This is a genomic window from uncultured Tessaracoccus sp. (genome assembly GCF_947286155.1).
Classification (GTDB): Bacteria; Actinomycetota; Actinomycetes; order Propionibacteriales; family Propionibacteriaceae; genus Arachnia.
In genome coordinates, this window is sequence record NZ_CAMYPD010000032.1 from 1 (window position 1) to 12,474 (window position 12,474).

Annotated in this window: 10 protein-coding genes; 7 read left to right on the forward strand and 3 right to left on the reverse strand. The window is 64.8% G+C overall.

Features of this window, described 5'->3' with window-relative positions; translation table 11 throughout:
• The 3 genes from Q0X68_RS08940 to Q0X68_RS08950 form a co-directional block, all read left to right on the forward strand.
• A partial coding sequence (locus Q0X68_RS08940) for a hypothetical protein (RefSeq protein WP_297750494.1) occupies window positions 1-247 on the forward strand: 247 nt, incomplete at its 5' end.
• A 268-nt stretch (window positions 248-515) separates the two neighbouring features.
• The gene (locus tag Q0X68_RS08945) at window positions 516-1,505 is read left to right on the forward strand and encodes a hypothetical protein (protein WP_297750497.1); all 990 of its coding nucleotides are present in this window, start codon (window positions 516-518) and stop codon (window positions 1,503-1,505) included.
• A 127-nt stretch (window positions 1,506-1,632) separates the two neighbouring features.
• The gene (locus Q0X68_RS08950) at window positions 1,633-4,563 is read left to right on the forward strand and encodes an ExeM/NucH family extracellular endonuclease (protein ID WP_297750500.1); all 2,931 of its coding nucleotides are present in this window, start codon (window positions 1,633-1,635) and stop codon (window positions 4,561-4,563) included.
• A gap of 75 nt (window positions 4,564-4,638) precedes the next feature.
• Here the strand turns inward: Q0X68_RS08950 and serC are convergent, their stop codons facing one another.
• Window positions 4,639-5,739, reverse strand: a complete 1,101-nt coding sequence (gene serC / locus Q0X68_RS08955) for a phosphoserine transaminase (RefSeq protein WP_297750587.1) — start codon at window positions 5,737-5,739, stop codon at window positions 4,639-4,641.
• A gap of 65 nt (window positions 5,740-5,804) precedes the next feature.
• Here serC and nagA point away from each other — a divergent pair, with 65 nt between their 5' ends.
• From nagA to trxA, 4 genes are all read left to right on the forward strand, one after another.
• Window positions 5,805-6,926 carry an N-acetylglucosamine-6-phosphate deacetylase gene (gene nagA, locus Q0X68_RS08960; protein ID WP_297750503.1) on the forward strand — a complete coding sequence of 374 codons (1,122 nt, stop codon included), beginning with the start codon at window positions 5,805-5,807 and terminating at the stop codon, window positions 6,924-6,926.
• A gap of 43 nt (window positions 6,927-6,969) precedes the next feature.
• Window positions 6,970-7,647, forward strand: a complete 678-nt coding sequence (locus tag Q0X68_RS08965; protein WP_297750506.1) for a metal-dependent transcriptional regulator — start codon at window positions 6,970-6,972, stop codon at window positions 7,645-7,647.
• Window position 7,648: 1 nt separating this feature from the next.
• Window positions 7,649-8,395, forward strand: a complete 747-nt coding sequence (locus Q0X68_RS08970; protein WP_297750509.1) for a class I SAM-dependent methyltransferase — start codon at window positions 7,649-7,651, stop codon at window positions 8,393-8,395.
• Window positions 8,396-8,466: 71 nt separating this feature from the next.
• Window positions 8,467-8,829: a thioredoxin gene (gene trxA, locus Q0X68_RS08975; protein WP_297750513.1), complete on the forward strand. Its 363-nt coding sequence runs from the start codon at window positions 8,467-8,469 to the stop codon at window positions 8,827-8,829.
• A gap of 328 nt (window positions 8,830-9,157) precedes the next feature.
• On the opposite strand, the gene Q0X68_RS08980 is transcribed toward trxA, so the two are convergent.
• Both Q0X68_RS08980 and Q0X68_RS08985 read right to left on the reverse strand, forming a co-directional pair.
• A complete protein-coding gene (locus Q0X68_RS08980; RefSeq protein WP_297750515.1) occupies window positions 9,158-11,461 on the reverse strand; it encodes a glycoside hydrolase family 31 protein in 2,304 nt (767 codons plus the stop codon).
• 71 nt (window positions 11,462-11,532) lie between these two features.
• Complete coding sequence (locus Q0X68_RS08985; protein WP_297750518.1) at window positions 11,533-12,471, reverse strand: hypothetical protein; 939 nt, start codon at window positions 12,469-12,471, stop codon at window positions 11,533-11,535.
• Window positions 12,472-12,474: the final 3 nt, after the last annotated feature.

Sequence of the window (12,474 nt, forward strand, 5' to 3'; positions counted from 1 at the left end):
CGGGCTCGCGAGAGCTGCGGTGATCTTGCTGTTCGGGGTGCCGTTAGGGCTCGGCGCCGGGCTTGCGGTCAGCGCGTACCACGTCGCATGGAATAGGCGGATCGCCTCCAGCGGGGCATGGCTGGACACCGTCCCATTGTGGGGCTACCAGGCCACGCTGGGAGCGGGGGTCATCGTCGCGGGAATGCTGGCGGCGCTGCTGCTGACGAGACCGCCTCGACGGTTGGTGCGGCGCGGGCTCGACTGACGTGGCCCCAGCGAACGACAGTGTTGGAATTACAACGGTGTGAGTTGTGCACAATGTGTGGAAAAGTCTGTGGACAACTCGCGCCAGTTGGGTTTCAGCGCGTCGTCACCGTTGGCGTTGCGCCGTGGTAGCGAGGGCGTTGAGTGCGCGTAGACTGCTCTCGATGAATAACCGCGGCCAGCAGAGAATTGTCACGATTGTGCTCGTGATCGTGATTGCCGTGGTTCTGGTCGGCGCCCTTGCTACTTCGTTGTAGGCTGATCTCGCAATGCAACATCGTCGAAACTGCCTCATCGCCACCGCTGTGATAGCCACCGCCACGGTTATGCTTCCCGCTGCCGCGGACATCGACGTTCCCGAGGACGGGGTTGGTGAGGCCGTCGGCATGGCCTGGGATGCAGACGGCGAAACCCTCTGGCTCGCCGGCGATCACGCCAACGACGGCGTACTCGTGGGGGTGAGTTCCGACGGTGAACGCTCAGAAATGAGCTGGAAGGGCGAAGACCTCACCTCCGTGCAGGCGCTCGCGATTCACGACGGCCTCATGTACGTCGGAGACACGGGCAACTCCGATCGTGACCGCTCCACGTTCACGGTCTACCGCTTCTCGAGCCTCCAGGCAGGGGCCAAGAAGTACCGCTCGTTCGTGTTCGAGTACCCGGATGACATCGACATTCAGGCGATGATGGTTTCCGGCAAGGGGCGCATCTACTTCGCATCAACCGGCGACGATCCCGGCATCTACCGCGCGCCCGCCAATCCCAGCCGCCAGGGTCACAACCAGTTGGAACGTGTGACGGATGCCCCCGACGGTGTCACCGATGGCGTGTTCCTCCCCGACGGGGGCACGATGGTGCTGCGCGCCGCCGACGGCGTGCACGTGATCGACGCGTTCACCTGGGAGACGAAGGCCGTAGAGACGTACGCGACGCAAACACATGCTGAATCCGTCGCTGCGATCGACGATGACACCTTGCTGCTCGGCAGTACCGGCGTGATTCGTGAGGCTGCGGTGCCCACGAGCAACATCACCACGACGCCGAGCGCCGAGCCTTCCCCGTCGGAAACTCTCTCGCCGAGCGAGAGCGCGTCGGCCGTACCGTCGTCGGAGCCGAGCCCGAGTTCGAGTGCAACGCAGGAGCAGGAACAGGCGCTCGAGGAGGCTAAGCCGCGCAGCACCATCACGATGGTGGCGCTCATCCTGGCGGGCGTCGTTGGGGTTGCTGCGGGCCTAGTCACCTTCTTTGCTCGTTCGTAGTCGCGGTCGGTGTTACCTGGTGTTCATCTTCTCGTTATTCGAGGTGACACCTCTAGGCCATAGTTTGCTTACAAGCCCGTACCCGTGGGCTGTCAGCAACGACTATTGCTAGCGAAGGATTGACAACGTGCGTCCAGGACGAAAGACCGTGGCCGGACTGCTTGCTACGAGCGTCATGGCAGCTTCATGGCTGCTTCCGATGAGCGCGAATGCAGCAGCAACCGACCTCATCATCAGCGAATACGTCGAGGGATCGAGCAGCAAAAAGGCGGTCGAGATCTACAACGGCACCGAGTCGGCCGTCGACCTCAGCGAGTACAGCATCGAGCTGTACACCAATGGTAAGACCTCGCCGAACAACACCATGACGCTGCAAGGAAAGCTTGCCCCTGGTACCACCTACGTCATTGTCAACGCTCAGGCCGGGGCCGAGCTGAGGAGCAAGGGCCAGGCGCAGGGTGCCATCACCAACTTCAACGGCGATGACATCCTCGTGCTCAAGAAGGGCGACGCGGTCGTCGATTCGATTGGCCAGATTGGAAGCATGGAGAAGTGGGGCGCCGACGTCACGCTGGTGCGTAAGCCGAGTGTCACCGCCGGCGACACGAACCCCAACGACGCGTTCGATGTCACGGTGGAATGGGAGAAGCAGCCCAAGGACACCTTCGACGGCCTTGGCTCGCACACCATGGACGGCACGTCAGCACCGACGGACCCTGAGCCCGACCCGGAGCCGGAGCCGTCGGATCTCTGCACTGCGGAAGTCACCAAGATCGGTGCCGTGCAGGGCGAGGGCGACAAGACTCCCATGGGCGGCAAGGAAGTGACGATCCGCGGCACCGTCGTGGGCGACTTCCAGGAGGGCGGCTTCAACGGCTTCTACCTCCAAGACGAAGGCGACAACAACGACGCCACCTCCGACGGCATCTTCATCCACGACGAGAAGAAGAGCGTGGGCGAGATCAGCGTCGGAGACAAAGTTGCCGTCACCGGCACTGCGGGCGAGCACTACTCGATGACGCAGGTCAAGGTGACGAAGGGCGCCAAGTGCGGCACCGCTGAGCTGCCTGATCCGACCGTGATCGACTTCCCCAACACTGAGTTTGAGAAGTACGAAGGCATGCTCGTGACGTTCGCGAAGCCGCTCACCGTCCTCGAGCTCTACCAGTTCGGGCGGTACGGCCAGATTGCGGTCGGCCCGGAGCGCCAGTTCCAGCCCACCGCGTTGGCGCACGCGTCGAGCAACGAGGCAGCCAAGATTCTCGATAGCAACCTGACCAACCGTGTACTCATCGACGATGGCCGCAGCAACCAGAACCCCTCGCCCGCGATCCACCCCGCCACCCTCGAACCGCTCACCATGGACAACCTGTTCCGTGCGGGCGACCAGATCAACGGCGTCGCAGGCATCCTCGATTACCGCTTCGACAACTGGGCGCTGCAGCCCACGCAGGCGGGCACGATCGATAACGTCAACAAGCGCCCCGACGTGCCCCAGGTGGGTGGCGACCTGCAGGTGGCAAGCGCAAACGTGCTGAACTACTTCACCACGCTGAGCTCGCAGGACAAGAACGCACGCGGCGCGGAGACTTCGGAGGAACTTAAGCGCCAGCAGGACAAGATCGTCGCAGCACTGAACAAGCTCGACGCAGGCGTCATTGGCCTGAACGAGATCGAGAACAACGGCACCGCCGTCGAGACGCTGGTGGAGGCCCTCAATGCCGCGAGCGAGTCGGGCAAGTGGGCCGCGCTGAAGACCGGCACGATCGGCACCGACGCCATCACCACCGCGTTCATCTACCAGCCGGGCAAGGTGGAGCCGGTCGGCAAGTTCGACACGCTCACCAGCGCCGACGACCCGCGCTTCATTGATACGAAGAACCGCCCTGCACTCGCGCAGACCTTCAAGGAGAAGACGAGCGGGAAGACGGTCACCGTCGCGGTGAACCACCTGAAGTCGAAGGGCTCGGCCTGCGGCGATCCGTCGGAAGCCACACTGCAGCCGCTCGTCGGCAACTGCCAGGAGACCCGCACCGAGGCAGCCAAGGCGCTGAGCGACTGGCTCACAGGCGACAAGATTGGTGTGGAGAAGTCCGAACACATCCTCGTGATTGGTGACCTCAACAGCTACGACCACGAGGATCCGATTCAGACCTTCGAGAAGGCCGGATTCACCGATCTCGCCAAGAAGTTCCAGGGCGAGAAGGCGTACTCCTACGTCTTCAACGGTCAGCTCGGCTACCTCGACTACGCGCTGTCCAACGCAGCCCTGACGGAGAAGGTCGTCGGCGCCGCCGACTGGCACATCAACTCCGACGAGCTGCCGCTCATCGATTACACGATGAAGTTCAAGCAGCAGGCGGAACAGCAGCTGTACGCCGCCGACGAGTTCCGTTCCTCCGACCACGACCCGGTGATCGTCGGCATCAAACTGGCCGACGATCCTGCCCCGGAGCCGGAGCCGCAGCCGGATCCCGACGAGGTCTCGCTGACTGCCAAGGTGGCGTCGAAGTCTATGGTGGGCTGGCACTCGAACGCTTGGGGCAAGGTCTCCGGTGGGAAGAAGCCCGCGACGGTAGCTACCCAGGTGCTGCTCGATAACGGCAAATGGTCCACATCGCAGGTTCGGAAGACCGACAAGAACGGTCAGTACGTGATCCCATTGACGTACGGGCGAAATAACAACCAAGCTTACGTATGGCGCGTCGTCGTTCGTGACGACGCCGGCAAGCAGCAGGTTGTGTCGGCGCCGATGGTGCAGCGCCGGTACGCCCAGCCGATTGCACGGTCGGCAGGTGTGAAGGCCGTGGGTGCGGTTACCTATGTGTGGGGCCACGCCGATTCGCAGGCCAACGCGAGGGTTTGGACCGAGGTGCAGCTGCCCAATGGCACCTGGTCGAGGTCGCAGGTTCGTGCCACCAAGACCGACGGGTCCTACGTGATCCCGCTCACGTACGGTCGCTACAGTGCTGGAACCTTGAAGTGGCGGGTCGCAGTACAGTACGGCGATGGCCTGGGCGTACACCGCTCTGACGTGTTCACGCTCACTCGCCGCTGACACTGAGTCTGCGGGGAGAAACCCACAGGGGCGGGGCTGCGCATCTCGTGCAGCCCCGCCCCTGTTGCTCCACAGTTACATACGTTCGATCAGGAAGTTGAGGCAGTTCACGAGGGCCTCGACGTCCTCAGGGCTGATCGAGGGGAAGCCTGCGATGCGGAGCTGGTTGCGCCCCACTCCGCGGTACGGGTCCACGTCGACGATGCCGTTGTCTCGCAGCTGCGAGATCAAGAACGCGGAGTCGATGCTCTCGTCGAGTTCGATGGTGGCGACGACGGTGGAGCGCTCGTCGGGATTCTCGACGAAGGGGCGGGCGAAGCTGTGCTGTTCAGCCCAGTCGTACACGATGGAGGTGTTGCGTCGGCAGCGCGCGTCGATGGCTTCCATGCCGCCGAGCTCCAGCATCCAGCGCAGCTGCGCCTGCAACAGCAGCAACGTAGCCACCGATGGCGTATTCACCGTCTGCTGTTTGCTGGATTGCTTGGCAGCAGCGCCCAGATCGAGTATCCCTGGTAGCCAGCGGCCGGTTTGCGCGATGGCTTCCGCACGCTCGAGCGCAGCGGGGGAGAGGAACGCGAACCACATGCCACCGTCGCCAGAGAAGCTCTTTTGGGCCGAGAAGTAGTAGGCGTCGGTCTGGGCGAGATCGACGTTTGCCCCACCGGCAGCCGAGGTGCCGTCGACGAGCATCAAGCCATCGCCGAGTCGCTGCACCGGAGCCATCGCGCCGGTAGACGTTTCGTTGTGCGCCCACGCCATCACGTCGGCGCCAGTGAGTTCGGGCAGTACGATTGAGCCAGCGGGGGCCTCGACCACGTCGGGCTTCTCCAAGAACGGCGCATTCGCGGTTTCCTGCGCGAATTTCCGGCTGAACTCCCCGAATACCGCATGTGAGGAGCGCCGCTCGATGAGCGAGCACGCCGCAATATCCCAAAACGCGCTCGCCCCACCGTTGCCGAGCACCACCCGGTAGCCGTCCGGCATCGCGTACAGCTCGGCCAACATGGCCTGCACATCCCCGACGAGTTCCCTCACCGGGGGTCGGCGGTGCGAGGTGCCCAGCAGGTCGTTGCGGGAGGCCAGGTAGGCCAGGGCCTCGTCGCGAATCTTCGCCGGCCCAGAACCGAATCTGCCATCGTGCGGAAGGAGGTGGTGGGGAATCTGCATGCCTCCCATCATTCCACTTGCTCATTTCGTTGCAATTGGTGCTCAGCAGCCGGGCAGCCTGTTTGAATGGAGCAATGCAGAGTTTTGTGGTGCAGAAGGCCGTAACCGCGCAGGGCATCGTCGCCGACGCGAGGGTCACCGTCGACGGTGACCGCATCGTCGACATCTCCGATGGTGCCCCCGACGCGATGCCCCTGTGGGCCGTGCCAGGCTTCGTCGACACCCATTGCCACGGCGCCGTGCAGGTGAGCTTCGGCACCCCCGACCTCGACGCCAACCGTCGCGCCCGCGCCTTCCACCTCTCGAAAGGCACCACCACGCTGTTCGCCAGCACCGTGACGCTCTCCGTCGACGACCTGGTGGCGCAGGAGGAAGTGTTACGGCAGCTCACCGAGGAGGGCGTCATCGACGGCATCCACCTCGAGGGCCCATTCCTCGCGCCCGAGAAGAAGGGCGCCCACGCCGAACACCTACTCATCGACCCGGATCCCGCTACCGTCCAGCGCCTCCTCGACGCCGGTGGGCCCGCGCTGCGCATGATTACGATGGCCCCCGAGCGCGAGGGCGCGATGCAGGCGATCCAGCAGTTCGTCGAGGCGGGCGTCGCCGTCGCATTCGGGCACTCGAACGCCGATGCCGACATCTGCAACGCTTCCATCGCGGCAGGCGCCACCGTCGCCACGCACCTGTTCAACGCCATGAATGGCATCCACCACCGCGAGCCCGGGCCGGTGCCCGCGCTGCTGCACGACGAACGCGTCCTCGTCGAACTCATCTGCGACGGAGTGCACCTCCACCCCGACGTCATCCGCATGGCCTACGACGCGGCTGGCGCGCACCGCATCGGGCTCGTCACCGACGCCATGAGCGCCACCGGCGCCGACGACGGGCGCTACCTGCTCGGCAACCTCGATGTTGAGGTGCGCGACGGCGTCGCCCGGCTGACTACCGACGACGGCTCGGAGGGCGCCATCGCCGGCAGCACACTCACCATGGCCGACGCATTTCAGTTCTGCGTGGGTACCGTCGGCATCTCCATCCCCGACGTTGCGGCCATGGCGGCAACGACCCCGGCGCGATTCCACGGGCTAGACGATGTGGGCGAGCTCGCCGTCGGGAAACGTGCCGACGTGTGCCTCGTCGACGACGACGGCACCCTCCACCAGGTATGGCATCGCGGAGAGCGAGTGCTCTGAAACCCGTCCATGGAGGCGCTCAGAAAGTCTATGATGACTATCGATGAGCGACCTGATTGACACCACCGAGATGTACCTGAGGACGGTGTACGAACTCCTCGAGGAGGGCGTCGCGCCTCTGCGTGCCCGCATTGCGGAGCGGCTGCATCAATCCGGGCCGACGGTGTCACAGACCGTCGCCCGCATGGAACGCGACGGATTACTCGTCGTGCAGCCCGACCGCACCATCAAACTCACCGACGAGGGCAGCGCCCTGGCGAGAAGCGTCATGCGCAAGCACCGGCTGGCGGAACGCCTCCTTACCGACGTGATCGGGCTGGACTTGGAGAAAGTGCACGACGAGGCCTGCCGCTGGGAGCACGTGATCTCGCTCGACGTCGAGCAGCGCCTAGTGAACATCATCGACGACCCGGTTTGTTCCCCCTTCGGCAACCCCATTCCAGCGCTCGACGAGCTGGGCATCACCGTCTCCGATGCCCCCGAAGACGAGGTGCTGACCCTCGCCGAAGCCTCGCGACAAGGCGCTACGAACTTGCGTGTCATTCGGCTGAGTGAACATCTCCAAGCCAGCCGCGAATCGTTCGCGGCACTCCTCGAGGCTGGCGTGCTGCCCGGCGCAGAGTTGGAGCGCGTCGACGACGGCTTGGGCGTCCGCGTGGGGGAGCATGAGCTCGAGATCTCACCCGTCGATGCCGAACTGCTGTTCGTCACGGTGCTGTGACGTGAACGATCAAACGCTGCACTGGCTACTCAACCGCCGCCCCGGCGCCATCGAGGAGGTGCTCTCGCGCAGCTTCGGCGGTGCACACACCCCGTACCAGTGGTTGGGGCGCGCGGTATCTGTTACCGCTCATCGGGTGCTGGTGCTCGCCTGCGGCTCCGGTTCGATGGTGGAAGAAGTGGCCCGTGACGGACGGTTGGTGGTGGGCGTCGACTGGTCCGCCAGCGCCATCGCGGTTGCCCAGCGACCGGGTAGGCGCGAGCTCGTGCAAGGCGATGTGAACTATCTGCCGTTTGGGCCGGCAACCTTCGACGCCGTGGTGAGCGACATGGGGCTCGCGGTCAACGAGAACCGGATGCTGATGCTCTCGGAAGTCGCCAGGGTGCTGCGCCCGGGAGGTATGTTCGCCGCGCTGACCCCGTCGATGCGCCCCCTGAACTTCGACGACGCGAAGGAGATGTCGTCACTGGTGCGTATTCTGCGGCGTTTTCCGCACGTGCCGGGGCAGACCGAGTTCCGCGCAGTGCGGCTGCTGCGTTATGCCGGGCTGCAGAAGGCGGAGGACGCGCGCGCCAAGTTCTACTTCACGGTGCGCAACCGTAGCGACGCTGAACTGCTCCTGGCGGGGCTGCGGGCTACCGACGATGCGGCGCGCGCGCATGCGGCGGTCGAGCATCTTGCCGATCGAGCGCGGCGTGAGGAAATCCGGGTGCCGCTGCCATTCCGACGCATCCTCGCGCTCAATTAGTTGCCCATCGGGAATGAACTAGGCTCGCTGCACGTTGGTATGAAGAGTAACCAAGTAGGGAAGGACTACGTATGGCCACCACGGCACTGACCACCGAGAACTTCGCGTCCACCGTCGAGGGCAACGAGGTGGTGCTCGTCGACTTCTGGGCTGATTGGTGTGGCCCGTGCAAGCGATTCGGCCCGATCTTCGAGGAAGCCTCCGATCGCCACGCCGATGTCGTGTTCGCCAAGGTTGACACCGAGGACGCCCGCGACCTCGCCGCCGCGCTCGAGATCCAGTCTATCCCCACCATCATGGGGTTCCGTAAGGGCCAGCTGGTGTTCCGCCAGTCCGGCCTGCTGAGCGGCAAGCAGCTCGACTCCCTGATCGAGCAGATCAAGGAGCTCGACATCGACGCGCTCCTCGAGGAAGCCAAGAAGCAGCAGTCCTGACGCTGAAGAAGCCCGGGGTTTCGACACGCCGCCTACGGCGGCTACTCAACCACCGGGAGTGACGCGGGCGCCCCACCCTATCCGGCCATCGAGTAGGCGACGAAGTCGCCGTATCGAGATGCAGCGCGAAAAAACTTCAAAATCCGTACGCAGATTCGCTTAACCCCCCAAAATCGGACGGTTTGATCAATCTGCGTACGGATTTTGAAGTTTTCGTGGGAGGTGATTTCGATACGCGCCCTACGGGCGCTACTCAATCACCGGTGATGGGGCCGGCGCTACGCAACCACCGGTGGTGGGGCCAGCGGCTACCAACCTCCGGAGCCGATCATGCGGACGCGGTCAACACCTCGGTAAGGGCCGCGACGAGGGGCTCGGGTAGGCGGGTCACCTCGTCGGGGGTTGCGCCACGGACCGGGGTCTCGCTCAATGCCTGCACCGCGCGCAGCGGCGACGAGGCCTCGTCGAGAATGCGTGCCGCGGTGTGTTTGTGGGCGACGGCCGTCTGCGCGCGCTCCAAGATCGCCTGGCAGCGGGCGCGCACGTCGTCGTCGGCCACTACCTCAGGCGCGGTCCACTCCAGCGGCGAGGTGCGTAGTGTCACGCTGGCCTCGCGCAGCTCGTCGATGCCGCTGCCCAGCAGCCGAACCCGCCAGGTGCGAGTCTCAGGCAGAATGTGAGTGGCGCCGGTAGGCACGTCGACGGTGAGCGTGCGCGTCGCATCATGCCAGGTGATGCGCGTGGTGACTGTCGCGGGGTCGAGCGCCCCGTCATCCTCTACCAGCGTGTAGTTGCCATCGGCGCCGGGGGCCACCCACACGTCGAAGAGCTCAGGCAGATCCGCAGGACGGGTACCGCGTGCAGCCAGCGGGATGATCGCGCCCTCGCGCGCGAGCACGGGAACGGACTCAATATCCCGATGCATCGTCACATACCGGCCTCCGACGTACCGCAACCCAGTGAACACGTCGACGAACCGCCCCTCAGGAAGCCACGTGTGCGTGGCCGCGAGCTGGGTGACATCGTCCACCGGGGAAGTCACGGGGGCGACGATGAGCTGACTGCCGAACAGGTACTGGTTCGGCACGTCGTAGGCACCCTCGCTCAGAGGGTAGGCGTGGTACATGGGCTTGAGCAGCGGGGTGCCGTCCGCCCACTCCGAATAGAGGTACGGCACCAGCGCGTGGCGGAGCCGCAGGAACGCGCCCATCACGTCGCTCACATCGTCGCGGTACTGCCACGGTTCCTTGCGGGAGAACTCGTCGTTGCTGGAATGCAGCCGGTTGATGGGGGAGAACACCCCAAACTGCAGCCAGCGCAGCGCAAGCTCATCGTCGCGCACACCCAGCAGGTGCCCGCCGATGTCGTGGCTCCAGACGCCGTAGCCGATGTTGGCAGCCGTCGCCGTGAACTCAGGCTGGAACGCCAGCGACGCCCACGACGAGACCACGTCGCCCGAGAACCCGACGGGGAAGCGATGCGACCCTGGGCCCGCGTAGCGGGAGAGGACCAGCGGGCGCTGACCCCGTCGCGCCATGTCCACCGTGTGGAAGTAGTTCAGGAGCCACAGCGGGTCCATGCCGTTTTGCGCGACGGAGCCCTGCTGCCAATCGATCCACCAAAAGTCGACGCCCTGCGCCTCCAACGGGTGATGCACCGCCTCGAAGTACGCCCTCCTAAACGCAGGGTCAGTGAGATTGAAATCGACGGGCAACTCGTCACCCGGTTCTTGCCCCACCATCTCGCACACCCGGTGGTACGCATCCTCGAAGGCCCGGACACCGTCAGCCGGATGGACGTTCAGCGACACCGCCAACCCGCGCTCGTGCAGGCCCTGCAGGAACGCCTCGGGATCGGGGAAGAGCTCGCGGTTCCAGGTGTAACCCGTCCAGCCATGCCCAAAGCGGCGCTCCACGTCGGTGATGTGCCAATCCATATCAATGACGGCCACGCTAAACGGCAGCTCGTGGCGCTCGAACGTGTTCATGAGCTCGTTGTAACTGTCCGCTGAGTAGCGGTGGAACCTGCTCCACCAGTTGCCGAGCGCGTACCGCGGAACGAGCGGCGTGGGGCCGGTCAGCCGGGCAAAATCAGCCAGCGCCCCTGCGTGATCGCGATCGTGGACGAACACGTACTGATCGACGTGCCCCTCGCGCGGCGCGACGAACTCGTCGTCGGCGAGCACCTGGAACGATGCCGAATCGTCGAGCACGCTGATGCCGAGATCGCTCACGATGCCGTCGTCCAGCTCGCAACGCCCGTCGACGGTGTCGAGCGTGCGTGTGGTGCCGCCGAGATTGATGGGCTTGTTGAACAGCCGCGCAAACGGGTTCTCGAAGGGCTGCCCGAAGCGCCAGACCGCATGGTAATTCGATCGCGCCCGGACGGTGAGCCCGGCAACGCTGGGCGAGGCGCCGTCGTAATCCAGCTGGAACGCCTCCGTGATGATCTGCACACCGTCGCCGCGTTCCTCGACCACCATCGACGTGCGCTCGACGGGGCGGTCGGTCACCACCTGGGTGGGGCCATCGACGAAGACGCCGTCCGCATCCCACTCAAACCGTACGAGTGCTTCGCCAAGCACCTGGATTCGCCACGTGGGGCCCTGCACCGTCTGCTGTTCATGCCGCATGCCTCTAACCTACGGGAGGCGCGCCCGAGTAGCACGCGCGGGCGAAGTCGGCCCTGCAATCGCGACGGTGGCTAGGCCTTTCGGATGCCTGCTTCGTCGAGCATGGCCAACGCCTCATCTTCACCTTCGAAGAGCTCGTCGCCCTCCGCCATGTACGCCGAGGTGTACGCCTCGAGCGCGTCCTTATCGCGGTGCTGCCCGCGCAACGCATCGCCTAGCCGCAGCCAGACGTACCCATTACCGAGACCATGTTGCGACTGCATCGCGTACCGGGCAGCGTCTTCGGCAGCCTCGTACTGCTCGAAGCTGAGGCAGACATCGGCCAGCGCGATGTACAGCATCAGCGCGTGCTCCCACTGCGTCTTTGGGTCGGGCAGCAGGCGGAGCCCCTCGATGTACTGCTGCGCAGCCTGCGCCTCGTCGTCGCGCTCGACCAACTCGTCGCCGGACTCCATCAGCGCCACCACCCGACGGTGGGTGGCGTCGTCGAGCTGCACCTGCGGCCTGCCCGTTCCGGGGTCGGGCACCTCGATACGCGGCGCTCCAGCGGGGCTCGCCGGCGCTGTTTCCGGTTGCGCATGCGAACGGTAAAACTCCAGGTAGGTGGGGGCTTCACCGTCGAAGATCTGCATGCCCTTGGCCTTCACGATGGCGTCGAAATAGGCGAACGCGAGCTCATCCTTGCCTGCGCGGAAGAACAGCTTCGCCTTCACGAAGTCGACGAGCACGCGCGACTCTTCGGTGTGCGGCGTGTACGCCTGCTCCAGCAGCTCGAGCCAGCGGGCGGCGTCGGCGATCTCCCCCGCGTCGACGGAGGTGTCCGTGATGCTCAGGGTGAGCGCCTGCGGGTACAGTTCCCAGCTGAGCTTTGGCTCGGGCAGCAGACTCCACGCCTCCTGCCACTTGCTGAGTGCACCGGACAGATCGTCGGCATTGCGGGCCTGCACGCCGTCGGCAATGAGTTCGTCGAGGCGGCCTTGCAGCTCGCCGTCTACAGCTGGCCTAGTCATGTT

Bases quoted from the DNA above. Each gene is read 5' to 3' on its own strand.
- Q0X68_RS08985 (WP_297750518.1), bottom strand. From the start codon at position 12,471: ATGACTAGGCCAGCTGTAGACGGCGAGCTGCAAGGCCGCCTCGACGAA.
- trxA (WP_297750513.1), top strand. From the start codon at position 8,467: ATGGCCACCACGGCACTGACCACCGAGAACTTCGCGTCCACCGTCGAG.
- Q0X68_RS08965 (WP_297750506.1), top strand. From the start codon at position 6,970: ATGAGCGACCTGATTGACACCACCGAGATGTACCTGAGGACGGTGTAC.
- Q0X68_RS08980 (WP_297750515.1), bottom strand. From the start codon at position 11,461: ATGCGGCATGAACAGCAGACGGTGCAGGGCCCCACGTGGCGAATCCAG.
- Q0X68_RS08945 (WP_297750497.1), top strand. From the start codon at position 516: ATGCAACATCGTCGAAACTGCCTCATCGCCACCGCTGTGATAGCCACC.
- serC (WP_297750587.1), bottom strand. From the start codon at position 5,739: ATGGGAGGCATGCAGATTCCCCACCACCTCCTTCCGCACGATGGCAGA.
- nagA (WP_297750503.1), top strand. From the start codon at position 5,805: ATGCAGAGTTTTGTGGTGCAGAAGGCCGTAACCGCGCAGGGCATCGTC.